This is a genomic window from Kribbella turkmenica, from assembly GCF_004348725.1.
Taxonomy (GTDB): domain Bacteria; phylum Actinomycetota; class Actinomycetes; order Propionibacteriales; family Kribbellaceae; genus Kribbella; species Kribbella turkmenica.
Genome location: NZ_SMKR01000090.1, coordinates 1 through 23,230, shown reverse-complemented (window position 1 = coordinate 23,230; position 23,230 = coordinate 1). Strand labels below are relative to the sequence as shown.

The following is a 23,230-nucleotide window of genomic DNA, read 5'->3' as shown; positions in this document are numbered from 1 at the left end:
CGGAGCAGCATGCCAGCTCTCAACAGGTCCGGCCCAGGAGCCGTACGCGTCGCACCTGGAACCATCCAGTTGAACGCGGATCGATCGGACAGCGAGCGTTTGCGACTGGTGATCGTGAACACCGGAGACCGGCCGGTGCAGATCGGCTCTCATCTGCATCTGGCTGACGCGAATACCGCACTGTCTTTCGACCGGGAGGCCGCCCGAGGCTTCCGGTTGGACATTCCGTCCGGCACGTCGCAACGGTTCGAGCCCGGTGCCTCTCGTGAGGTGGAGCTCGTGGCGTTGAAGGGAAACCGGCGGGTGCCCGGAATCCAGGTGAAGCGCGATGGCTGAGCTGTCACGGGACGCGTATGCCGCTTTGTACGGGCCGACGGTCGGAGATCAGGTTCGGCTGGCCGATACGGACTTGTGGATCGAGGTGGAGCGGGATCTCACGGCCGGCGGCGAGGAGGTTGTGTTCGGCGGCGGGAAGTCGATCCGGGAGTCGATGGGGCAGGGTACGACGACTCGGGCCGAGGGTGCGCCGGACACCGTCGTCACCAACGCGCTCGTGCTGGACTGGTGGGGCATCGTGCGTGCGGACGTCGGCATTCGTGACGGCCGCATCGTCGCGCTCGGCCGGGCCGGGAACCCGGACATCGCGGACGGTGTACATCCCGAGCTGCGGATCGGGCCGTCGACGGACGTGATCGCGGGCGAGGGACGGATCCTCACCGCGGGAGCCATCGATTCCCACGTGCACCTGATCTCGCCGTCACAACTGCACGAGGCGCTCGCGACCGGGATCACCACGATCGTCGGCGGTGGGACCGGGCCGAGCGAGGGTTCCAAGGCGACGACCGTGACCCCTGGCGGATGGCACCTCGAGCAGATGCACCGGAGCCTTGACGCATTCCCGCTGAACGTGTTGCTGCTGGGCAAGGGGAACACGGTGAGCTCGGAAGCGCTCGCCGAGCAAGCACTGGCCGGTGCGGCCGGGTACAAGGTCCACGAGGACTGGGGATCGACGCCGGCAGCGATCGACACCGCGCTGCGGGCCGCGGACGAGTGGGGGCTGCAGGTCGCTCTGCATGCCGACAGCCTCAACGAAGCAGGCTTCGTGGAATCCACGCTGGGTGCCATCGCGGGTCGAGGAATCCACGCGTTCCATGTCGAAGGCGCCGGGGGTGGCCATGCGCCTGACATCTTGTCGATTGCTTCGTACCCGCACGTCATCCCCGGGTCGACCAACCCGACCTTGCCGCACACCGTCAACACGGTCGCCGAACATCTCGACATGCTGATGGTCTGTCACCATCTCAGCCCGGACGTGCCGGAGGATCTCGCGTTCGCCGAGTCGCGGATCCGGGCGACCACGATCGCGGCCGAGGACGTCCTGCATGATCTCGGTGCCTTGTCCATCACCTCGTCGGACGCGCAGGCGATGGGACGGATCGGCGAGGTGATCACCCGCACCTGGCAGGTCGCGCACGTGATGAAGGGACGGCGCGGCGCACTCGGCTCGGAGCTGCCGGCCGACAACGAGCGGGCCCGGCGGTACGTCGCTAAGTACACCATCAACCCGGCTGTCGCCCATGGCGTCGACAACGTGGTCGGCTCGGTGGAACCCGGAAAGCTGGCGGACCTGACGCTGTGGGATCCGCGGTACTTCGGTGTGCGCCCGAGCCTGGTGATCAAGGGCGGCATGATCGCCTGGGCGGCGCTCGGCGATCCGAACGCGTCGATCCCGACACCGCAGCCAGTGCTGATGCGGCCGGCGTTCGGTGAGGCGATCGGGGCCGACGTTTCGTTCACCTTCGTCTCCCCCGCCGCGCTGGACGACGGACTGGCTGAGCGACTGCGGCTGCGCCGTCGGCTCCTCGCCGTACAACCCACGCGGGAGATCGGCAAGGCGGACATGAAGAACAACGACGCTCTTCCGGGGATCGACATCGATCCAGAGACGTTCGCGATCGCCATCGACGGCGAACTGGTCGAGCCGGCACCGGCCGATGTTCTGCCACTCGCCCAGCTCTACACGATGTTCTGATGGGTTCGCCTGAGGTGGTGGCGTTGATGCTGGCCGACGGACGGTTGCCCACTGGTGGGCACACCCAGTCGGCCGGCCTGGAGCCGGCCGTCCGTGCCGGGCTGGGTGCCGGTGGCGATCGACTCACCGATGTCGCCGGCTATGCCCGCGACCGTCTCCGCACGATCACCCGGGTGGAAGCCGCCGTCGCGGTCGTCGCGCGCCATATCACCGTCTCGGCGGCCACGGCACCGAGGCGCGGATCGCGGCCGGACAAGTGGCCTGCCACCGGGGATCCACGACTGAGCCCGGCTGACGACGCGACGGGGACGGCGTCCCGGGCGGCCATGTCGCTGGGGATGGTTGAGGCTGCTTGGGCGGCTCGGACACCTAGTCAGGTGATGCGCGGTGCGGCCCGGCGGCAGGGACGGGCGTACTTGCGGCTGGCGGCGCGGGTCTGGCCGGACGTACTGCGGTACCTGCGCAACGACACCGAGGTCGCGCGTCCCGTCGTGGTCGGGGTCATCGCAGGTGTGACCGGGTTGTCGGCGGAGCAAGTCGCCAGGTCGGTCGCGCACGACGACGTGCAGACGGTGGTGTCCGCGTCCCTCAAGTTGCTCCCGGTAGATCCGGCGGATGCGGCGAGCTGGCTGGCCGGGCTGCACGACGACATCGAGCGACTCGTCACCGACGTCGCTTCGCTGACCGAGATCGACAAGCTCCCCGCGAGCGGGGCGCCGCTGCTCGACGTGTTCGCACAGAACCATGCCGACGAGAGAATGAGGTTGTTCCATGCATGACCACAGCACGCGGTCCTTCCGGCTCGGGATCGCCGGGCCGGTCGGAACCGGGAAGAGTTCGCTGATCGCGACCGTCTGCAGTGAGCTCTCCGCCGAACTCCGGCTCGGTGTGATCACCAACGACATCTACACCGACGAGGACGCGCGACTGCTGCGGTCGGCCGGGGTCCTCGATCCCGAGCGGATCCGGGCGGTCGAGACCGGAGCGTGTCCGCATACCGCGATCCGGGACGACGTGACACCGAATCTGATCGCGGTCGAGGATCTGGAACGGGACTTCGCACCGCTGGACGTCGTACTGGTGGAGTCCGGCGGCGACAACCTGACGGCTACCTTCTCCCCCGCGCTCGTGGACGCCCAGGTCTTCGTCCTCGATGTGGCCGGTGGTGGGGACGTCGCACGCAAGGGCGGTCCGGGGATCGCGCGGGCGGATCTGCTCGTGGTGAACAAGACGGATCTCGCGCCGTACGTCGGAGTGGACGTCGAGCAGATGGTGACGGACGCCGAGGCCGCCCGGGACGGGAAGCCGGTGCTGGCGCTCTCCCGCAACGACCCCGCGTCGGTCGCACAGCTGAAGGAATGGGTGCTGTCGATGACGAACGTCGTCCGCAGCGGTGAACACACGCCCGTCGATCCCGGACCTGTGGCACCTCACACTCACGTGGACGAGGACGGCCAACTCATCACCCACACCCATGCCCACGCGCATTGAGGTCGTTGCCGACCCCGTTCGCGATCGGTGTGTCTTGACCACTGATCACATCTCACCGCGACGGTTGCCGGCACCAACCGGCGTCGTCCGGGTCGCGTTGGTTGCGGCCGGTGCGTTGTTGCTGGCCGGCGATCGAGTCCATCTCGAGATCGATGTGTCGGGGCCGGTCCGCGTGGAGATCGTCGAGACCGCCGGGACGGTCGCGTACGGAATGCGTGGGGCGTCGGCGCGGTGGGATGTCGACATCCGGCTGACGGCTGGGGCGCGCCTGTGGTGGCACGGCGAACCGTTCGTGGTCTCGGCGGATGCGGCGGTGACGCGATCGATGACGGTACGGATGGAGTCCGGGTGCAGGGCTGCACTGCGGGAATCGCTCGTACTCGGGCGACATGGGGAAGCCGGAGGTGCGCTGCAGACGCTGACTCGGGCGTGGATCGAGGACGAGCTGGTGCTGGCCGAGGATCTGGATCTGTCGCCCGAGGCACGTGGAGGATGGGCGGTTCTGGGCAGTGCTCGATGCTTGGACACAGTCACGTCGCTCGGGTTCCGGCTACCTGAGGACGCTCAGACCTTGCAACTCGAAGGTTGTGGTTCGATCGCCCGCCGGCTGGTCCACGAGCACCACGAGAGCGACCTCCGCCGACTGCCCTGAGCGCCTAGGATCAACGAGTGCGGACATTGGACCAGGCCACCGCGTACACCCGTGCCGTCGGCCTTGCCACGAAGGGGCGACGGTCGGTCCTTGGCATCACCGGGGCGCCGGCGGCCGGGAAGTCGACGTACGCCGAGCAACTGACGGGGAAGCTGGCCGCGGACGGGCACAGGGTCGCGCTGGTGCCTATGGATGGGTACCACCTGGCGCAGTCCGTGCTGGCGGAACTCGGGCTCGCCGCGGTGAAGGGAGCACCGCACACGTTCGACGGCTACGGGTTCGTCGCCCTGCTCCGACGGTTGAAGGAGACCCCAGGCGAGCAGGTCTGGGCGCCGCGCTTCGACCGCGGGCTGGAGGACTCGATCGCCGCCAGCATCGGGATCGCGCCGGACGTCACGCTGGTCGTGACCGAAGGCAACTATCTGTTGCTCGACGAGAGCCCCTGGTCAACAATCCGCACCCTGCTCGACCAGTGCTGGTACGTCGAGGTGCCTGAGCGGCTGCGGCACGAGCGGCTCGAAGCCCGCCACCGTCGTTACGGCCGCTCCCCCGAGGAAGCCCGCGAACGCACCTTCGGCACCGACGAGCGCAACGCCCGGATCGTCGCCGCGACCGCGCCGAGGGCGGACGCGATCATTCAGCCCGCCTGACAGACCCGGTCGATGAAGCCGGCCACCCCGTCCAGGTAGAGCTGCAGCCCGAAGTCGAAGTCCTCGCCCGACTCGGCCTCGAAATTGCCGACCGACTCGAACACCCCTGCGTCGAGAACCCGGGCGAGCGCGGGGAGTTGGCGCGGGTCCACGACCCGCGACAGGACTGCGCCGTACCGGCTGAAGGCGTTCGGGTTGTCGGCGAAGCCGGCGGCCAGGTCGAGCGACAGGCGGATCTCGCCGTGGACGTACGTCATCAGGCCCATCACGACGCCGACCTTGGCCTCCTCCGGCAGGCCGGTGTCCTCGAGCGCGCCGAGCGCGGAGTCGAACCAGGCGAGGTTGTTCGGCCCGGCCGGCGGGCCGGAGATCGGGAGCTTCGAGTACCACCGGTGTTTGCGGATCGCGACGAGCACCCCCTCGGCCCACAACGTCAGCCCGGTCCGCCAGTCGACGTCGTCGGGCAGCGGTGACGGACGCTCGAGCGCGGCGTCCGACATCAGCACGAGCAGCTCGTCCTTGCTCTTCACGTGCCGGTAGAGCGCCATCGTCGAGTTGCCCAGCCGCTCGGCCACCCGCGCCATCGACACCGCGGCCAGGTCCTCCGCGTCGGCGATCTCGATCGCCGCCCGGGTGATGTCCTCGACGGTCAGTGACGGCTTCGGCCCCCGCCGGCCGGGGTCCCGCAGCCGCCACATCAGCGCCACGTCGGCCGGCAGCTCGCTCATCTCCTCCACCGCCTCAGTCTAGGGCTTGCGCGAGCATATGGCGTACCTGCTACGCTATTTAGCGTAGCGAATACGCAGTAAGGAGGGGACGATGATCGTCGAGGCAACCGGCCTGCGGAAGTCGTTCGGAGCGACCGAGGTGCTCACCGGCGTCGACCTGCACGTCGAGGAGGGATCCGTGCTCGCGCTGCTCGGCCCGAACGGCGCCGGCAAGACCACCACCGTGCGGATCCTGACCACGCTCACCCGGCCGGACGCGGGCCAGGCGACCGTCGCCGGGTACGACGTACTGCGCGAGCCGGCCCAGGTCCGCAGCGTGATCAGCCTGACCGGGCAGTACGCCGCGGTCGACGAGAACCAGACCGGCCGGGAGAACCTGGTCATGGTGGGCCGTCTGATGCACCTCGGCCGGTCGGCCGCGCGCCGCCGCACCGGCGAACTGCTCGACCAGTTCGGCCTGACGCAGGCGATGGACCGCCGGGTGAAGACGTACTCCGGTGGGATGCGGCGGCGGCTCGATCTGGCGATGAGCCTGATCGCGCGGCCGCGGGTGATCTTCCTGGACGAACCGACCACCGGGCTCGACCCGGCCAGCCGGTCGACGATGTGGGACGCGATCGGCGAGCTCGTCCGCGGCGGCACCACGATCCTGCTGACCACACAGTACCTGGAGGAGGCGGACCGGCTGGCCGACCGGATCATGGTGCTCGACAAGGGCGGGATCGTCGCCACCGGTACCGCTGACGACCTGAAGTCGCAGATCGGCGGCGAGCGGATCGAACTGCGCTTCGCCGACGAACGGCAGTTGCTGAAGGCAAGCGGCGTACTGGACGGGATCGCGGGCCAGCTGGTGCTGAACCTCCCGTCCGACGGGACGGCAGCGCACCTGCACCACGTGCTCGACGTGCTCCGGGACAACGGGGTGGTCCCGGAGCGGGTGTCGTCCCACCGCCCGACGCTCGACGACGTCTTCCTGGCCCTGACGGCGTGAAAGGAGCAGATCACGTGTCACACCAAGGAGCCGCCGCCGCGATCTCCGACACGGTCACCATGATCGATCGCTGCGTCCGGCTGATGCGCCGCAACGTGGACACGCTGTTCGTGTCGATCCTGCTGCCGTTGCTGATGATGGCACTGTTCGTGTACGTCTTCGGCGGCGCGATCGACACCGGCACGGAGTACATCAACTACGTGGTCCCCGGCATTCTCCTGCTGACCACCGGGTACGGCGCCTCGAACACCGCGATGGCGGTCGCCGACGACATGACCACCGGGATGATCGACCGGCTGCGGTCGCTGCCGATCCGCAGCTTCGCCGTCCTGACCGGGCACGTGACCGCGAGCATCGCCCGGAACGCGGTGTCGACGGCGATCGTGATCGCGGCCTCGCTGGCGATGGGCTTCCGGCCGAACGCCGGCCCGGGTGACTGGCTCGCCGCGATCGGACTGATGCTGCTCTACGTCCTCGCGCTCTCCTGGCTCGCGGCCGGGGTGGGCGTGATCGCGAAGTCGGTGGAGTCGGCGAGCACGCTGAGTTTCTTCATGCTGTTCCTGCCGTACCTGAGCAGCGCGTTCGTCCCGCCCGAGACGATGCCGTCGTGGTTGCAGCCGGTCAGCGAGCACCAGCCGATCACCCCGGTGATCGAGACCGTGCGCGGCTTCCTGATCGGGGCACCGCCGGGGAACGACGGCTGGATCGCGCTGGCGTGGTGTACCGGTCTGCTCCTGTTCTCGTTCACGCTGGCGACCTCGTTGTACCGGCGCCGCACGAGCCGCTGAGCGCAGGTTTCGGACCGTTCGCCCCCTGAGGGCGGACCTGGTTCGGACATGACCCCGCGCCCGGGTTACCGTCTAGGTCCCCCCAACGTGTGGCGGTCCCACTCCCCCCGGGACCCACACGGACAAGCGCCCCGATCTCTGATCGGGGCGCTCTGTTTTCCCTGCCCACCAGGGTTTCCGGACTGTACCGGTGGTCCGGAGAAACTCGCCAGAAAATCTCGGAGTGATGTCAAATCCGGCCCGGTTGCTTCGACGTATCAGTGAGAGCGACCAAAGCAGAGGGTCAGAATGAACACCACCACCGCCACGACCACCGCCACGACCGCCACGACCGCCACGATCACCGTCAGCACCGACACCGCCACCACCCAGCTCATCGTCAGCATGCTCGCCGACGGCAGCCCGGTCTGGTTCGTGGCCGGGATGGTCAACATGCGCAGCCACGACGTCTACATGATCGGCCGGGCCGCCGGCTATCCGGACAAGGCGAAATTGCGCCGGGCCGTCTGGGCGCAGAGGAACCGCACCCGAGTCCCGCAAGCTGCCTGACACTCCTTCAGGTCGCTCCGCGACAACCGTCAGCCGCTGCTGCCCACCCGGGCGGCAGCGGCTGATGTGTGTAGCCGGCCCCTCACATCGCCGGAGGTGGACCGGTTCCTGAGCTGGTCGGCTGGCCGACGACCTGCTGGCGATCGGGTCCGATGACGTGGTGATCGTGATCGCGCCCGGACGGCTGATCGTCGACGCGGAGATCGTGATCGACCCGGCCCGCGCGGTCGGCGCAGGCATCATCCTGCTGAGCGAGCGGCTGGTCGGTGAGCGACTCCCCGACGACGTGACAGTGGCGATCCACGTCCCCGAAGACCGTCAACGGCATCACCGCGGAGGTGCTGACCACGATCGTCACCACCGAACGCGCCGGCGCAGGCGGTCGCGGCCGCCTGCGCCGGAACGGACCGTGGAGTCGGCGCACACCCTCGAGTCGCTGTGACAGCAGCTAGGCTTCTGAGGCATGGACGAGGTCCGCGTTGTCGACTACCACACGGCCGGGGAACCGTTCCGGATCGTGACATCGGTGGAGGTTCCCGGCGCCTCGGTGCCGGACCGGCGGGTCCACGCCCAGTCCTCGCCGGCGGTCGACGCCGTCCGGCAACTGCTGGTGAACGAACCGCGCGGGCATGCCGACATGTACGGCGGATTCGTGGTGCCGGGCAACGATTCCGGTGCGGACTTCGGCGTCCTGTTCTGGCACAAGGACGGGTACTCGACGGCGTGCGGGCACGGGACGATCGCCCTCGGCGTCTGGGCGGTGGAGAGCGGGCTGGTCGCCGCTTGCTCCGACGGGGTGACCGAGGTCGTCATCGACGTACCGTCCGGCCGGGTCGTCGCCCGGGTCACCCGTGCCGGCGGTTCGGTGTCCAGCGTCGCCTTTCGCAACGTTCCGGCGTACGTCGTTCGTCGCGGGGTGCCCGTGTCGACGTCACGTGGTTCTGCCCTTGCGGACGTGAGTTTCGGCGGTGCCTTTTACGCCTGTGTGCCGGCGGCTTCGGTCGGGCTCTCGGTGACTCCCGCCTGCTACACCGACCTGATCGCGGTCGGCCGGGAGATCAAGTGGGCGCTCGACCCGTCCGCCGTACACCCGGTGGATCCGCGGCTCAACGGCATGTACGGGACCATCTTCTACGACGACCTCGGCTCCTGGGACCGCGGACCGTACCAGCGCAACGTCGCCGTCTTCGCCGACGGCGAGGTCGACCGGTCACCGTGCGGCTCGGGTACGTCGGCGCGCCTTGCGCTGCTGTACGACGAGGGCCGGCTGACAGCCGGTCAGGTGCTCCGGCACGACTCGATCGTCGGGTCGACGTTCCTCGGACGGGTCGTGTCCGAAGCCGACGGCGGCGTGATCACGGAGGTCGAGGGATCGGCGTACCGGACCGGCACCGCCACCTTCACCCTCGACCCCCGCGACCCGCTCGGCACCGGCTTCACCCTGCGCTGAGCATTAGCCTTGGGCGCATGATCTTCATCACCGCGAAGTTCCGGGTCAAGGCCGAGCACGCCTCGGACTGGCCGTCGATCACCGCCGAGTTCACCCAGGCGACCCGGTCCGAGCCCGGCTGCCTGTGGTTCGACTGGTCCCGCTCGATCGACGACACCGACGAGTACGTGCTGGTCGAGGCCTTCGCCGACGACGACGCAGCCACGGCCCACGTGACCTCGGACCACTTCAGGGCCGCTCAGCAGCACCTCCCGCCGTACCTCGTCGAGACCCCGCGGATCGTGAACTTCAAACTCCCGCAGAAGGACTGGTCCGAGCTCGGCGAGCTCGCGGTCAAGTAGCCACCACCACGGTGTTCTGCGCCGCGGCGATCTGCCAGCCCCGCAGCGGCCGAGCGGAGCGAGGCACCTCCTTGTCGTCTTTCGCGAGGAGGTACACCGGGCTGCCGTGCTCGACGGGCGGCTCGACGGCTGACTCGTCGCGGCGTACGTAGGTCTGGTTGACGTTGACGACCGCGATGTCGGGCCGGACGAACAGCAGGTGGTCCGGGACGTAGGCGGCGTACGAGTCCTTCGTCGCCCCGGGCAGTACCCGGGCGGTGAACTCCGCGATCGTGTCCAGCCCGTACAGCCGCTTGCCGTGCCCGGTCACCCACAGCGCGTCCTTGCGGAAGAGCCCGACGAACGCGTCCACGTCCTCCCGGCTCTGGGCGTCCTGTACGGCGTCGACCAGCGCCAGGATCGCGTCGACGTCGGCCTGACTCGGGATCTCTCCTTCGATCTTCATGACCCCGATCGTGCTTGTTCAAGGCCGCTCGAGGTCAAGACCGACCGGGCGGCGATCTGCCGGACGACGTACGCCGCGTCCTTGCCGACCCCGCCGACGGTGTGCGAGTTGAACATGTACTGGAACTCCTGGCCGAGCACGTACAGCCCCGGCTGGCCGGTGACGCTGCCACGCTCGGTGGCGATCCGCCCGGACGTGTCGAGTCCCGGAAGGTCGATCCAGCCGAAGTCGGGCAGGAAACCCGTGCACCAGATGACGTTGGCGACCTTGAGCACGTCGCCGTCCTCGGTCTGCGGCCGGCCGTCGACGACACCGGTGATCCGCGGGACCCGCTCGATGCCGACGGCAAGGAGATCCTTCTCCTTCTGCCGGATCAGAGGCTCGCTGTGGCCCTGGAGTGCCTCGGCCTGCACCTTGCGGCCCGGCTTCTTGTTCTCGGTGAGGATGTTCTCCCACACCCACCAGATCAGCGGGAACATCAGCTTGCCCTGCCAGCCACGCATGTCGATCGGCAGGTAGCCGACGTTCCGGCCGGCCAGCAGCACCTTGTGCGTCTTGCCGACCTCGACGCCGATCTCCGCACCGGAGTTACCCGCGCCGACGATCAGCACGGTGCCCGGCTGCAGCTGTGCGGGATTGCGGTAGTCGGCGGTGTGCAGCTGGACGATGTCGGACGAGAGCTCGTCGGCGAACCTCGGGGTCCTCGGCACGCGGTGTACTCCGGTGGCCAGGATGACGTTGTCCGCCTCGAACGACTCGGTGCCTGCGGTGACCCGGTAGCCGCCCCCTTCGCCGAACAGGCCGTCCACGCGGGTGTTCAGGCGAATCGGCAGCTGGTGCTGACCGGCGTACCGCTGCAGATAGGCGACCATCTCGTCCTTCGACGGGAAGGTGTAGCCGCCGCCGAACCTTACGCCCGGCAGATTGTCGCGGCTGGCCGGCGTGAACAGCGCGAGCGAGTCCCAGCGGTTGAGCCAGGATCCTCCGACGTGGTCCGCCCCGTCCAGGATGACGAACGGCTGCCCGCGCTGGGCGAGGTGGTACCCGGCCGACAAACCGGCCTGTCCCGCCCCGATCACTACTGTCTCGTACCTCATGATCCCCTCCTTCGATGGTGCTTCGAAGGTAGGAACGCGAAGCGCTCGGCGGCGTCGGTGAAAGTACCCAACGGCGCGAATGGGTACTCAGACCAGCCTGTGCTCGAACCCGTACGCCGTCGCCGCAGACCGCGACGAGACCCCGAGCTTCATGAAGATGTTGCTCACGTGCCGGTCGACGGTGCGCTCGCTCAGCACCAGTTGGGCGGCGATCGCCCGGTTGGTGGCTCCGGTGGCGACGAGCCGCAGTACTTCGATCTCACGGGGTGTCAGCTGTCCGTCCGGCCGCCGCGGCTCGGTACTCGCGCCGAGCCTCTCCAGCGTGTCGCGCGCGGTGGCTGTCTCGCGGTCCGCCGACTCGTTGTCGCCGAGTGCATGGCAGGCCTCCGCGATCAACAGCCGCGTGCGAGCCTCCTGGTACGGCGCCCGCAGCTCGACCCACCGCCGCAGGGCAGCCCGGGCCGGCGTCAGTGCGGTATCGGGTTCCTGAGCGAGCCGGACCATCGCCGTCGCCTGGTCCGCGAGTGCGAGCACGATCGTCGTGCGGCACTTCTCGGCCAGCTCCGCGAGGCTGTTCGCTGCGGCCGCGGCTGCTTCCAGATCGCCGGCCGCCAGCAGGATCTCGGTCGCCGCGAACAGGACCTCGACCCGCTTGGCGTCGTCCTGTGACTCGGAGACACAGCGGCGGATCATCGCCGTGGCCGCCTGCACACTGCCTTGCTGGAGTCTCAGTAACGCCAGCCCCGGCTGTGGGTCGTAGCCGAGCCTGCCGGCCTCCACGAAGTGTGCGTCCGCGTCGTCACACCGTCCCTGGAGCCGGTCGATGTCCCCACGCACGTACGCCGCACATCCGGCCGCCCACAGATCGACATCGGACGTGCTCACGCCGGCCAGGTCCTGACGGGCGTCGGCCCAGGCGCCGCGCAGTTGCTTGAGCTCTGCCCGTCGTACCTTGCACTCGCCGGTGAAGTTGCCCAGGTCCGGCTGCGCGTCGCACCAACGGCCCATCGCCGCAGTCCACTCCTCCGCGCGGCGCAGCTCGTAGACAATCCAGCAGCCGGCGATCGCACCGCAGTACACGATGCCCGTCACCATCGGGGACAAAGATCCGGAGGCGAGCTCGACCATGGCCTCGTCCAGCTTGGCCAGGCCTTGGGTTGTCTGACCGGCCTGGATGAGGAACCGCCCTTGCTGGTGCAGCGCCAGGGCAACGAGATCCCGGCTGCCGAGCCTGCGACCCGCGGCGACGGCCTCACCGCTGATCGCCACGGCCTGCTCGGCATCGTCCGTCTGGAAGGCCTGACTCATCCTCAGTGCGGCCGCAGGCACGGAGTCGGTCCCGTCCTCCTCGGTCAGCCGGGCAGCCCGGCCCAACCACCCGCTGCCGACGGCCTCGTCCCCCGACACCATCCGCTGGAGCCCCGACCAGAGCGCGGCGCTCGCCGCACCCAGCAGATCACGCTCCGCGAGCAACTGCTCGTACGCGCGCTCCCGGATCGCGTAATACTCGTCCATCCGCCCCAGCAACATCGCCGAGACGGCGTACTCGTCCAGTTCGTCGGCGTCCAACCGCTCGGCGGCCGCGAACAACTCGTAGGCCCGCGCCCACGCCTGAGCCCTGTACGCCCTCCTGGCCTCCGCAACACCCTTCACGAGCCCAGTATCAACCGCCCCGCTCGATCCGGTACTGCTCCGCCAACTCCTCGAACCGACCAAACGCCCCTTCGGCCAGGACGACCCTCCCGCCCACCGACGACGGCCCGCACCTCCTCGACCACCTCGCGCGCCTCGTCCGCGGACGCATAGATCCCCGGCACCAGGTCGCCCTCGTCACTCCCCGAGAACCCCCACGGCACTACCGCCGCTCGGTGATCGGTCCTGCCGGCGGCCTGGTCACCTGCTCCCACCGCCCCACCAACTGAAGAAGCGCCCGACCAACACCGGCCAGGCGCTTCCTCCAACGGACTGATCAGCGACGGCGACCCCAGCGGCGGGTCGACGTACCGAGGCCGGCCAGGTGCAGCGCGACGCAGAGCAGGCCGGCGATGAGAAGGGTCTGTGGAGTGAACGCGTCGCTCGCGCGAACGTTGGCCCAGTCCAGAATGAGCGCGAGGCCGAAGATGACAGCGGCGATGATCGCGAACATCGAGTGCTCCTTGTCGTCGGGCGGATACCTGTCTTGTACCCACCCCGGACTCCCCGGAGCACACAAACGAAGGCCCGGACCATTGGTCCGGGCCTTCTTCCGTAGCGGGGGCAGGATTTGAACCTGCGACCTCTGGGTTATGAGCCCAGCGAGCTACCGAGCTGCTCCACCCCGCGTCGTTGTGGGTTTAGCTTAGTGGATCGCGGCTGAGCATCCAAATCGGCTCCCGGGGCGGCGGCGGGCCTGCTCGGTCCGGCGAAATCCGTGTCAGCGGTGGTCGTGGCGGCGTACCGTCCGAATATGTCCCGACACGTGATTCGCCCGTTCGAGGAGGCGGACCTGCCCGCCGCCGGGCGGCTGCTCGCGGAGCGGCACAAGGACCATCGGAAGCGGCACCCTCTGCTGCCGGCCGAGTACGAGGACGAGCAGCTCGCTGTCGTCGAGGTCACGGCGCTCTGGGAGAGCGAAAGCGCGTCCGGAGCTGTCCTGCTCGAGGACTCCGAGCTGACCGGGTATGTGCTCGGTGCGCCGAAGCCGTCGCCTGTCTGGGGTCCCAACCTCTGGGTCGAGGCCGCCGGCCAGGCTGTGCGTGAGCCTGAACACATCCGCGACCTGTACGCCGCTGCCGCCGCGAAATGGGTCGACGACGGCCGGACGGTTCAGTACGTCGTGGTGCCGGACGACGCCGACCTGCTCGACGCCTGGTTCCGTTCGGGCTTCGGTGCGCAGCACGCCCATGCGGTGCGGCCGGCCCCGACCACCCGCCTCGAACCACCGGCCGGTCTGAAGGTACGCCGTGCCCTCCGCGACGACATCGCCGTTCTGGCCGAACTCGATCTCGTGCTGCCGAAGTACCAGAGCCGTTCGCCGGTCTTCTCCGCCGGGGAACTGCCCACGCTCGAGGAGGCGTTGGCCGACTGGGAGGAATCGATCGACGACCAGGACTATGCGACCTTCGTTGCCGAGTACGACGGCCGCGTCATCGGCATGTCCGTCGGGTGTTCGGTGGAGAAGTCGAGTGCGCACAGCGGGCTGGCTCGACCGGACAACGCCGGATTCCTGGGCTACGCCGCCGTACTGCCGGAGGCTCGCGGTCACGGCGCCGGGCGCGCATTGGGCGAGGCTGTGATGCAGTGGTCGGCCGACACCGGGTACACCGCCGTCGTCGCCGACTGGCGGGTGACGAATCTGCTGGCGTCGCGGACGTGGCCTCGGCTCGGGTTCCAGCAGACCTTCCACCGGCTGCATCGGGCGATCGGGTACTGATCGAGCTTTTTCCACAGTCACGAAATCGCCGGCGGGGCGGCGCGGCGATCGGTGCACCTTCTAGGGCAAGAAGGCGTCCTGCAGCGGGCAGGACGCCGAGGCCTCAGGAGGCAGCCATGACCCGTTCTTCCCTTGGTTCCCGAATCGTGCCGTCGACCCGTCGTATCGTGATCGGGAGCGCGGTCGTCCTCGCCTCACTCGGCGCCTGGACGACCACTCCGGCCGCGGCGAGCGGGATCGAGCCGCGGTCCGGGTCCGTAGTGGCTCCTCCATCGACCGAGCAGAGGGCATGCACCTTGGACGGCTTCGTGATCGAGCACCTTCCCGACGGCATCGGTACGTCGACAGACTTCGAGTACGAGTGGGAGGACGTCAGCTTCCACAGCCGGGTCTGGGAGACCGGGCCGGATCCCGAGGGCGCCTACAAGGTGGACCTGACGGTGAAGACCCTGCGCGGCGGGAAGCTCACGGATCTCGAAGCGCTGAAGGCCTTCCTGGTCGAGTACGAGGAGAAGGATCCGGACACCTGGGAGCTGCGCGCAGTCAAGGTCGGCCCGTACGACGGTCTCGCGGCCGGCAACGAGGTGTTCTACTTCGTCACGCCGGGGCTCGCGGCCGAGGTTTCCCTCGATCGCGAACGGTTCTCCGAGCAGGATCTGCTCGACACCGCGACCGGCTTCCATCCGGAGCCCGCCGGCTGATCGCGCTGCCGCGGGCCGGTGCCTTCGGCAACGGGCCGGCCTGACGACCGGAGAACCGGGCTGTGGGCAACGAAACGGGGCGGCGACCCCGACGGCTGGTCGGTGTCGCCGCCGCCCCGCTGAGCAGCCGCTGGTCAGCCTGTCGGCGAGGTCGGCGGACTCGATGGTGCCGGCGTCGACGGTGTCGTCGTCGGCGTACCGCTGGGCGGCGGTGTGCCCGGCGTGGTGTTTCCAGGCGCCGCCGCCGCCGCACGATCGAGTGCTGCCTTCATCAGATCGACCTGCTTCTGGTACTCCGCCAGGTTCCCGGCCTTCAACGCTGCCTGAGCCCTGTCGTAGGCCGTCTGCGCCTGTGTCAGCGCCTCCTTGACCGTCTGGTTCGCCGGAGGCTGGTTCGTCGGCGGTGGCTGGTTCGGGTTCGGCTCGCCGGTCTCGACGTTGGTTTCGAACACCCTCGTCAGCGCCTCCTGCAACGTGCTGCCGAAGGCGACTCGCTCACCGAAGGACACCAGCACGTACCGCAGCACCGGATAGCTACCGGGGCCACTGGTCCGGACCGAGTAGACGGGCTGGACGTAGAGCAGACCACCGCCGAGCGGCAGCGTCAGCAAGTTGCCGAACTGGGCTCTGGCGCCGCTGGTGGGTTGGTTGATCGGCAGCAGCGCTGTTCTGATCCCGTCATCGGTCTGGAACTTGTTGAACACCTGTCCAGGTCCGGGGATCTGCACGTTGCCAGGCAATCGGAGGATCCGGAACTTGCCGTAGTCCGGTGAGGTCGCCTCGGCATCGACGGCCATGAACGCGGTCAGGTTCTCCCGTTCGGCGTTCGGCACGTAGACCGACGTCAACGAGAACCTCGGCTCGTTCTGACCGGGCATCCGCAACGAGAGGTAGAAGGGAGGCTGGTTGCTCTGAGCCGACGAGTCGGCTCCGGCGGACACCGCGGTCGGGTCCGCCGGGACACGCCACAGATCGCTGTTCTGGTACCAGGTGCCCGAGTCGGTCACGTGGTACTTGGCGAGCAGGTCGCGCTGGACCTTGAACATGTCCTCGGGGTACCGCAGGTGCGACATCAGCGCGGGCGAGATGTCCGAGCGCGGCTTGACCGTGCCCGGGAACGCCTTCATCCAGGTCTTCAGCACCGGGTCGTTCTCGTCCCAGGCGTACAGCTCGACGGATCCGTCGTACGCGTTGACGACGGCCTTGACCGAGTTCCGGATGTAGTTGATCTCCTCGCTCGGCTGCTGTGCGATGGTGCCACGTCCGGTCGTCGTGTCCCGGGTGCTGTCGTCCAGGGCGACCTTCTCGGAGTACGGGTAGTTCGCCGAGGTGGTGTAGCCGTCGACGATCCAGACGACCTGGCCGTCGACGATGGCCGGGTACGGGTCGCCGTCCGGAGTCAGCCAGGGTGCGGCCTTCTCGACCCGCTCCCGCGGACTGCGGTCGTAGAGGATCTTCGACTCGGGGTTCACCCGGCTGGAGAGCAGGATGTTCGCGTCCCGCATCTTGGTGGCGTACAGCAACCGGTTGAAGAACGAACCGACCGGGACGCCGCCCTTGCCGGCGTAGGTGTTCAGCGTGGGGTCGCCGCCGTTCTTGCCCTCGGGAGTGTCGAGCTCGACCGGCTGACCACCCTTCGGCCCGCCGACGATCGAGTAGTCCGGGGACTGCTCGCCGAAGTAGATCCGCGGTTCGTAGTCACCGAGCTGACCGGTCGGCGGCAGGTCCTTCTCCGACCAGACCGGCGTACCGTCGGCGGCTCGCTGGTTGCCGTTCGCGGCGACGACGCCGTAGCCGTGGGTGTAGACGGTGTGGTCGTTGTTCCAGTTGCGCTGGCCGGCGGGCAGCCGGTCGACCTGGACCTCGCGCACCGCGATCACGGTGTCGTTGGTCTTGCCGCCGATCGTGTACCGGTCCACATCGAGGTCGGTCGGGAACGAGTAGAAGCCGCGAACCTGCTGCAACTGCTCGAACGTCGGCCCGACCACACTCGGGTCGATCAACCGGATACCCGGCAGGACCTCGGCGTCAGCGGCCAGATCGCTCGGGGTCGCCGTCGACTTCGCCGGGTAGTTGATGACTTGAGTGCCCTCCAGTCCGTAGGCCTGGCGGGTCGCCTCGATGTTCTTGGTGATGTACGGCGCCTCACGCACCGGCTCGCTCGGACGGACGCGCAACTGCTGCAGCGCCGCCGGCCACAACGCCCCGAGCAGGATCGCCGACAGGATCAGCACGACCGTGCCTACACCCGGCAGCAGCCACGTCCGACGGACCACGTTTGCGAAGAAGAGCACGGCACACAGCACCGCTATGACCGCCAGGATCTCCTTGCTGGGCAGGACCGCGTTGTCACCGGTGTAGGAGATACCGGTGAACAGGCGACTGTCGGAGGTCGTCAGCCCGTAGCGGTCGAGCCAGTAGCTGAACGCCTTCAGCAGCACGAGCAGCCCGAGCAGCACGGAGAACTGCACCTGTGCCGCGCCGGACGCCTTCTGGCCCTTCGCCGACGGGCGGAAACCGCCGTACAGGTAGTGCGTGACGATCGCGGCGACCAGGGAGAGCAGCACGATCGAGTAACCGAAGCCGAGCAGGACGCGCAGCCACGGGTAGTCGAAGACGAAGAACGCGATGTCCTTGTTGAAGTGCTTGTCGGTGACGCCGAACGGGGTGCGGTTCCGCCAGGCCAGGAAGACCTTCCACTCCCCCGAGGCGGCCGACCCGCCGAACACCAGCATCAGCGTCGCGATCACGCCGACGGCGAGTTTCCCGCGCTGCTGCAGCAGATCGCCGTACCGCTCGAAACCGGGGCTCGGCGACGGCGCGAGCGCGACCCGCGGACGGGTGCGGAAGGCGACGATGATGTTCGCGACCACGGCGGCCGCCATCAGCAGGCCGACCACCACGAACAGCACCACCCGGGTCCCGAGCACCGTGCTGAACACGGAGCCGAGGTCGACCGACCGGTACCACAGGCGCTGAGTCCAGACGTCGGTGAAGACGCTGAACAGGATGAGCAGGACGATCAGGGTCGCAATCGTCGGCAGCAGTGCCCTGGGCCGTCCTCCGGATGGTCGCCGCGTCTGCCGCGGCTCCTCCGGCATGTCGTAGACGCCGTCGCTCATGGTCGCTTCTCCTCGTCGTCACTCATGCCGTCGACCCCAGGACCTTCGCCCGGCCAGCTGCCGACCGAAGGTTCGAATGTCAAAGACAGTACTTCGCACAGCGTAGGGACCAAGTCGGTGCCGGTGAGTACGGCGCTGTCCTCGTCGTGTGAACGCAGCCTGACAGCCCCGAACCGGTCGCCTTCGCGCAGGACCGCGGCCACCATCCGGACCTCGTGCCTGCGCGGGTCGCTGCCGGCCATCCGGGCGAGCTCGGCATCGGATTCCGCATCGGCAAGCCCGGCCTCGGCCGAGGCCGGCAGGACGACCCGCTCGATCGCCAGCGCGCAGCCGCTGACGCCGTCCGGCCACTCGATGCGGCCCAGCGCGTCGGCCAGGTGTTCGTCCTCGAGACCACCGGGCAGCTCACCCTGGGCGACCGGGGTCAGCGGCTGGGAGGCGTCCTCTGCGCCGAGCTCGGCGGCGAGGTGCGGCTCGGCGAGCAGCAGCTCCGCGGTGGGGACGAGCGCGAACAGCTGCGCGGGCTGGTCCCAGCCCGCGCTGCTCACGTGCTTCTCGATCTCGATCACCGCGCGACCGAGCGCGTCGGAAGGCAGCGTGCCTACGAAATCCATGCCGCCAATTCTTCCCTTCGGCCGGCCGGTACGGCCGGGTGGCTCACGGCGTACATGTCGGCACCGCTCCGGTTCCGGTGGAGATGGCCTTGAGGGCACCGATCGCCTCGTTCAACGTGGTGATCTTCACCAACTGGATGTCTTTCACGCCCGAGTGCAGGGCGGCCTCGCAGTTCGGTCCCGGGACCAGGAAGACGGTCGCGCCGTCCTCCCTGGCGCCGGCGATCTTCTGCTGGATCCCGCCGATCGCGCCGACCTGACCGACGGCGTCGATGGTGCCGGTCCCGGCGACGTGCTTGCCGTCCAGCAACGCACCAGGCGTCAGCTTGTCATAGATGGCCAGCGCGAACGCCGTGCCGGCGCTCGGGCCGCCGATGTCCTGGCCGAGGTTCACGGTCACCTTCACCGGCGAGTCGATGCCGATGGTAATTCCGACCATCGGACGATCCTGCTCACCTGGCGTGGCCGCGGTCGTCAGTTGCACGGTCTGCTCGGAGGTGCCGCGGCGGATCAGGAAGACGACGTTCTCGCCCACCTTGTGTTTGCGGACGAGTTCGCCGACCTGCGGGATCTGGGACACCTGCACGCCGTCGACCGCGAGGACCACGTCACCCGGTTTCAGCTTGCCGTCCGCCGGACTCTCCTTCGCCACCGTCGAGACCTTCGGGTGGAACGGCACCTTCGCTGCCTGGAGAGCGGCCGCGATCGCGCTGTCCTGCGAGCCGGTCATCTCCGCGGTGTTCTGCTGCTCGACCTCGTCCGCGGTCTGGTCCGGCGGATAGATGATGTCGCGCGGGAACAGGTCGTGGTCGGGGTCCAGCCAGTTGCGCATCGCCTGCGGGAGCGTGAGCTCACGCTCCGGGGAGGTCACCGACACAGTGGTCAGGTCCAGCCGGCCGGACGTCGGGAACGTCTCGTGCCCGGTGATCTCGATGACCGCCTTGCCCTTCGACGCGCTGAGGGTGTCCTTCACCGGCCCCGGGCTGAACGAGACGAACGGCACCGGGAAGGCGGTGACCAGCCCGAGCGAGATGACGAGCACGACGATCGAAGCGACCAGCGTGGCGGTACGACGTGTCACGAACCCTGCCCTGCGATCTTGGTGGAACCGAACGTCTCGGCCGAACCGAGCTTCCTGGCAACGGCGAGCGTCTCCGATGACTTCAACGCACCCGCGCCCGTCCCGGTCCCCCTGGCGTCTGATCCGCCGGCCTTCCGGTTCTGCGGCGTACGGCGGAGACCGCGGCGGCGTTCCGGGGTTGCCCGCGGACCGGGCGCGGCGAGTGCTTCGTTGAAGCGGCGGAAGTCCTCGACCGATGCGAAGGCACCGCCGGACCGGCGCGGACCACGGCTCCGCCCGCGCCACGCGGCCCAGCACATCGCCAGGAGCGTGGCGACCAGCGGGAACGCCAGCCACGCCAAAACCTTCATCCGGCCACCTTCATGCGCCCAGAGTACGTGTCAGTGAGCGCCGACCCACTCGCTGGCACCGTCGGTGAAGTGCTGGTGTTTCCAAATCGGGACCTCGGCCTTGAGATCGTCGATCAGCCGCCGACAGGCGACGAACGCGACATCCCGGTGCGAGGCGGCGACAGCCACGATCACGGCGGCATCGCCGATCTTGAGATCCCCGGTCCGGTGCACGGCGGCCAGCGCGGTCACTGCCGCGTCGCCACAAACACGCTCCGCGACCTTCCGAAGGTGCTCCAGCGCGTCCGGGTGAGCCTCGTAGCTCAGCCGGTCCACCGGCTTCTTCTGGTCGTGGTTGCGCACCGTACCGATGAACAGAGCCGTCCCTCCGGCGCTCGGGTCGGCAACAGCAGCCAGCACCTCGTCGCTGGACAACACTCCCGCACGGATGTCCAGCAGCCTGATCGCGTCGCTCATGATCCCTCATCTCCAGCTCGGCCCAAGCGCCCACGTACGACGAAACATCCTCGACCTCTCCGATTCTGCCTGCCGCCCGCTTCCGACTCCCACCTCCCCTCCCATTTCCGCTCGCGGACGAGCCCCGGACCGCCACACGGGGCCGGCATCCCCCGCCGTCACCCCGAGTTGAATTCGTCGCGCCCCCCACATCCATGGGCCGCCGCCTCGGCACCACCTGCCGACTCGGCCGGTCCGTGCTCATGGGGATCAGGGGACGCTCAGGGGTCTGCCAGGGGCTAAGTCGTTCGCCGGGGGCGGAACCGGCGGGTAGAACCAGTACGTTGGAGTTGTACGCCCCACCCGCACAGGAAGGCCCACTCCGATGAGCGACGAACCGGACAACCCGTTCAAGGGAACTCCGTTCGAGGCCATGTTCCAGCAGTTCTCCGGAGCGGCCGGCGCGGGCGGCCCCGACCTGAACGCGATCTTCGCCCAGGTCCAGCAGCTGCTCAGCGGTTCCGGCGACGGCAAGCCGGTGAACTGGGAGCTGGCCAAGGACATCGCCCGCAAGACCGTGTCGGCGGGCGGTGACCGGTCCATCACGCCGACCGACTCGGATCGGGTCGCTGACGCCGTGCGCCTGGCCGAGCACTGGCTGAACGACGCCACCACCCTGCCCGACGCGTCCTCGACGTCTGCGGCCTGGAGCCGGGCGGAGTGGGTCGAGAACACCCTGCCCGTCTGGCAGACGGTCGTCGACCCGGTCGCCGAGCACGTCGCCGGTGCCATGGGCAACGCGCTCCCGGCAGAGGCGCAGCAACTGGCCGGGCCGATGGCGGGCATGCTGCGGCAGCTGGGTGGTTCGATCTTCGGCGCGCAGGTCGGCCAGGGGCTGGGCGAGCTGGCCGGCGAGGTCGTGAGCTCCTCCGACATCGGTCTACCGCTCGGCCCGACCGGTCAGGCGGTGCTGCTCCCGGACAACGTCGCGAAGTTCGCCGAAGGTCTGGGGCTGGATGACGAGGACGTGCGGCTGTACTTGGCCCTGCGCGAGGTCGCCCACCAGCGGCTGTACGCCGGGGTGCCCTGGCTGCGGCAGCACGTACTGGCCGCGATCGCGGACTATGCGGCCGGCATCGAGGTCGACACCGGCAAGATCGAGCGGGCGATGGCCGACATCGACCCGCAGAACCCCGAAGCCATGCAGGAAGCGCTCGCCGGGGGCCTCTTCGAGCCGGAGGACTCCGAGCAGCAGAAGGCGGCCCTGGTCCGGCTCGAGACCAACCTCGCGTTGGTCGAGGGCTGGGTGGACGACGTCGTACGGCAGGCAACCAAGGACCGGATGCCGTCCGCTGTCCAGCTCGCCGAGACAGTACGGCGTCGCCGCGCCGCCGGTGGTCCGGCAGAGCAGACGTTCGCCACGCTGGTCGGCCTCCAGCTCCGCCCGCGCCGACTCCGCGACGCGGCCAACCTGTGGGCCGCCGTACGCGACGCCCGCGGAGTGGACGGCCGCGACGAGCTCTGGTCGCATCCCGACCTTCTCCCCAGCGCCGCCGACCTCGACGACCCCATCGGCTTCGCCCAGCACGCCGGCGAACTCGCCGACATCGACATCACCGATTTCCTCCCCGACGAAGGTGACCAGGGCAACAACCCCGACGCCCCCAAGTAGCTCACCGCCGGCCGCCTTGCCGTACCGGGAACCAGCGGCCAGGCGGACCGGCTCCGTCAGGGTGACAGGGATGAGAAACACTGGCGGGATGCTGCATGAGGACGCGGTGCGAACGCTGGAGGAGTGGACTGCACCTGATGAGGATCAGGAGCAACTGCGGAAGCACTATCTGCGGCACCTGGCCGACCAACCGGACGGCATGTGGCGAAACTGCCGTCCGGAACACCTGACGTCGAGCGCACTGGTGATCGACGCGTCCGGAACCCAGGTGCTCCTGACGCTGCACAAGGTCGTCGGCCGGTGGCTGCAACTAGGCGGACACTGCGAGGCCGGCGACACAATCCTCGCAGGCGCCGCCCTCCGCGAAGCCACCGAGGAATCCGGCCTAACAGGCCTCTCGATCGCCGCCAGCCCACTCCAGCTTTCCCGCCACCGACTCCTAGCCGGCGGGTGCGCGGGGGCCTTCCATCTCGACGTCCAGTTCCTGGTGACCGCCACAGGAACCACCGACTACATCCTCAGCGAGGAATCCGACGCCCTCGGCTGGTTCCCCATCACCGCTCTCCCGCCCGACGTGGACCACTCAGTCCAGTCCCTAGCGGCTCGAGCCCACCACCACCTCACCACCC

26 protein-coding genes and 1 tRNA gene are annotated in these 23,230 nt (G+C 68.7%); 16 read left to right on the top strand and 11 right to left on the bottom strand.

Translation table 11 applies throughout. The features are described 5' to 3' along the window. Window positions 1–9: 9 nt before the first annotated feature. Genes ureB through E1218_RS20715 form a run of 6 tightly spaced genes read left to right on the top strand, consistent with a single transcriptional unit; the run spans window position 10 to window position 4,825 of the window. The gene (gene ureB / locus E1218_RS20740) at window positions 10–336 is read left to right on the top strand and encodes an urease subunit beta (protein WP_132322610.1); all 327 of its coding nucleotides are present in this window, start codon (window positions 10–12) and stop codon (window positions 334–336) included. Beyond that, the gene (locus E1218_RS20735) at window positions 329–2,032 is read left to right on the top strand and encodes an urease subunit alpha (protein WP_132322608.1); all 1,704 of its coding nucleotides are present in this window, start codon (window positions 329–331) and stop codon (window positions 2,030–2,032) included. Before ureB ends, E1218_RS20735 begins: the two co-directional genes overlap by 8 nt. After that, the gene (locus E1218_RS20730) at window positions 2,032–2,811 is read left to right on the top strand and encodes an urease accessory protein UreF (RefSeq protein WP_132322606.1); all 780 of its coding nucleotides are present in this window, start codon (window positions 2,032–2,034) and stop codon (window positions 2,809–2,811) included. Before E1218_RS20735 ends, E1218_RS20730 begins: the two co-directional genes overlap by 1 nt. Then, a complete protein-coding gene (gene ureG / locus E1218_RS20725) occupies window positions 2,804–3,523 on the top strand; it encodes an urease accessory protein UreG (protein ID WP_132322604.1) in 720 nt (239 codons plus the stop codon). Before E1218_RS20730 ends, ureG begins: the two co-directional genes overlap by 8 nt. 34 nt (window positions 3,524–3,557) lie before the next feature. Then, window positions 3,558–4,175 carry an urease accessory protein UreD gene (locus E1218_RS20720; RefSeq protein ID WP_165949356.1) on the top strand — a complete coding sequence of 206 codons (618 nt, stop codon included), beginning with the start codon at window positions 3,558–3,560 and terminating at the stop codon, window positions 4,173–4,175. A gap of 17 nt (window positions 4,176–4,192) precedes the next feature. Then, window positions 4,193–4,825 (top strand): nucleoside/nucleotide kinase family protein, encoded by a 633-nt coding sequence (locus E1218_RS20715; protein WP_132322600.1) that lies wholly within the window; start codon window positions 4,193–4,195, stop codon window positions 4,823–4,825. On the opposite strand, the gene E1218_RS20710 is transcribed toward E1218_RS20715, so the two are convergent. Then, window positions 4,813–5,553, bottom strand: coding sequence for a TetR/AcrR family transcriptional regulator (locus tag E1218_RS20710; protein ID WP_132322630.1), 741 nt, complete (start codon window positions 5,551–5,553; stop codon window positions 4,813–4,815). The genes E1218_RS20715 and E1218_RS20710 overlap by 13 nt on opposite strands. A 91-nt stretch (window positions 5,554–5,644) precedes the next feature. On the opposite strand from E1218_RS20710, the gene E1218_RS20705 reads away from it, so the two are divergent. The 6 genes from E1218_RS20705 (at window position 5,645) to E1218_RS20680 (ending at window position 9,672) form a co-directional block, all read left to right on the top strand. Continuing rightward, window positions 5,645–6,544 carry an ATP-binding cassette domain-containing protein gene (locus E1218_RS20705; RefSeq protein ID WP_132322598.1) on the top strand — a complete coding sequence of 300 codons (900 nt, stop codon included), beginning with the start codon at window positions 5,645–5,647 and terminating at the stop codon, window positions 6,542–6,544. A gap of 14 nt (window positions 6,545–6,558) precedes the next feature. Beyond that, window positions 6,559–7,332: an ABC transporter permease gene (locus E1218_RS20700; RefSeq protein ID WP_233712351.1), complete on the top strand. Its 774-nt coding sequence runs from the start codon at window positions 6,559–6,561 to the stop codon at window positions 7,330–7,332. A gap of 288 nt (window positions 7,333–7,620) precedes the next feature. Then, complete coding sequence (locus E1218_RS20695) at window positions 7,621–7,881, top strand: hypothetical protein (protein WP_132322596.1); 261 nt, start codon at window positions 7,621–7,623, stop codon at window positions 7,879–7,881. A gap of 157 nt (window positions 7,882–8,038) precedes the next feature. Beyond that, a complete protein-coding gene (locus E1218_RS20690) occupies window positions 8,039–8,323 on the top strand; it encodes a hypothetical protein (protein ID WP_132322594.1) in 285 nt (94 codons plus the stop codon). Window positions 8,324–8,344: 21 nt separating this feature from the next. Continuing rightward, a complete protein-coding gene (locus E1218_RS20685; protein WP_132322592.1) occupies window positions 8,345–9,331 on the top strand; it encodes a proline racemase family protein in 987 nt (328 codons plus the stop codon). 17 nt (window positions 9,332–9,348) lie between these two features. Further along, window positions 9,349–9,672, top strand: a complete 324-nt coding sequence (locus tag E1218_RS20680) for a putative quinol monooxygenase (protein WP_132322590.1) — start codon at window positions 9,349–9,351, stop codon at window positions 9,670–9,672. Here the strand turns inward: E1218_RS20680 and E1218_RS20675 are convergent. The 5 genes from E1218_RS20675 to E1218_RS20660 all read right to left on the bottom strand — a co-directional run bounded on the left by E1218_RS20675 (window position 9,665) and on the right by E1218_RS20660 (window position 13,536). Continuing rightward, window positions 9,665–10,117: an SgcJ/EcaC family oxidoreductase gene (locus tag E1218_RS20675; protein WP_132322588.1), complete on the bottom strand. Its 453-nt coding sequence runs from the start codon at window positions 10,115–10,117 to the stop codon at window positions 9,665–9,667. The two genes, E1218_RS20680 and E1218_RS20675, sit on opposite strands and share 8 nt — an antisense overlap. After that, on the bottom strand, window positions 10,114–11,214 hold the full coding sequence (locus E1218_RS20670) for a flavin-containing monooxygenase (protein WP_132322586.1): 1,101 nt from the start codon (window positions 11,212–11,214) through the stop codon (window positions 10,114–10,116). Before E1218_RS20670 ends, E1218_RS20675 begins: the two co-directional genes overlap by 4 nt. 87 nt (window positions 11,215–11,301) lie before the next feature. Further along, on the bottom strand, window positions 11,302–12,867 hold the full coding sequence (locus E1218_RS20665; RefSeq protein WP_132322584.1) for a helix-turn-helix transcriptional regulator: 1,566 nt from the start codon (window positions 12,865–12,867) through the stop codon (window positions 11,302–11,304). A 316-nt stretch (window positions 12,868–13,183) separates the two neighbouring features. Then, window positions 13,184–13,360: a hypothetical protein gene (locus E1218_RS36185; RefSeq protein ID WP_165949355.1), complete on the bottom strand. Its 177-nt coding sequence runs from the start codon at window positions 13,358–13,360 to the stop codon at window positions 13,184–13,186. Between the two features lie 102 nt (window positions 13,361–13,462). Further along, window positions 13,463–13,536: transfer RNA gene (locus tag E1218_RS20660), tRNA-Met, on the bottom strand. A gap of 124 nt (window positions 13,537–13,660) precedes the next feature. Here E1218_RS20660 and E1218_RS20655 point away from each other — a divergent pair. Together E1218_RS20655 and E1218_RS20650 are read left to right on the top strand one after the other, a co-directional pair. Beyond that, a complete protein-coding gene (locus E1218_RS20655) occupies window positions 13,661–14,626 on the top strand; it encodes a GNAT family N-acetyltransferase (RefSeq protein WP_165949354.1) in 966 nt (321 codons plus the stop codon). Window positions 14,627–14,742: 116 nt separating this feature from the next. Further along, window positions 14,743–15,327 carry a hypothetical protein gene (locus E1218_RS20650; protein ID WP_132322582.1) on the top strand — a complete coding sequence of 195 codons (585 nt, stop codon included), beginning with the start codon at window positions 14,743–14,745 and terminating at the stop codon, window positions 15,325–15,327. 134 nt (window positions 15,328–15,461) lie between these two features. Here E1218_RS20650 and E1218_RS20645 read toward each other — a convergent pair whose 3' ends face one another. From E1218_RS20645 to E1218_RS20625, 5 genes are read right to left on the bottom strand one after another with little or no spacing between them, the layout of a single operon-like run. Continuing rightward, the gene (locus E1218_RS20645; RefSeq protein WP_132322580.1) at window positions 15,462–18,449 is read right to left on the bottom strand and encodes a UPF0182 family membrane protein; all 2,988 of its coding nucleotides are present in this window, start codon (window positions 18,447–18,449) and stop codon (window positions 15,462–15,464) included. Next, on the bottom strand, window positions 18,446–19,063 hold the full coding sequence (locus E1218_RS20640; protein WP_202866114.1) for a PPA1309 family protein: 618 nt from the start codon (window positions 19,061–19,063) through the stop codon (window positions 18,446–18,448). Before E1218_RS20640 ends, E1218_RS20645 begins: the two co-directional genes overlap by 4 nt. Window positions 19,064–19,106: 43 nt before the next feature. Beyond that, a complete protein-coding gene (locus E1218_RS20635) occupies window positions 19,107–20,144 on the bottom strand; it encodes a YlbL family protein (protein WP_132322578.1) in 1,038 nt (345 codons plus the stop codon). Further along, a complete protein-coding gene (locus tag E1218_RS37360) occupies window positions 20,141–20,494 on the bottom strand; it encodes a hypothetical protein (RefSeq protein WP_233712350.1) in 354 nt (117 codons plus the stop codon). The genes E1218_RS20635 and E1218_RS37360 overlap by 4 nt, the downstream gene beginning before the upstream one ends. Before the next feature lie 30 nt (window positions 20,495–20,524). Beyond that, window positions 20,525–20,950, bottom strand: coding sequence for a molybdenum cofactor biosynthesis protein MoaE (locus E1218_RS20625; protein WP_132322576.1), 426 nt, complete (start codon window positions 20,948–20,950; stop codon window positions 20,525–20,527). A gap of 364 nt (window positions 20,951–21,314) precedes the next feature. Here E1218_RS20625 and E1218_RS20620 point away from each other — a divergent pair, with 364 nt between their 5' ends. After that, a complete protein-coding gene (locus tag E1218_RS20620; protein ID WP_132322574.1) occupies window positions 21,315–22,601 on the top strand; it encodes a zinc-dependent metalloprotease in 1,287 nt (428 codons plus the stop codon). A 70-nt stretch (window positions 22,602–22,671) separates the two neighbouring features. After that, on the top strand, window positions 22,672–23,230 hold a 559-nt coding region (locus tag E1218_RS20615; RefSeq protein ID WP_233712349.1), incomplete at its 3' end, for an NUDIX hydrolase.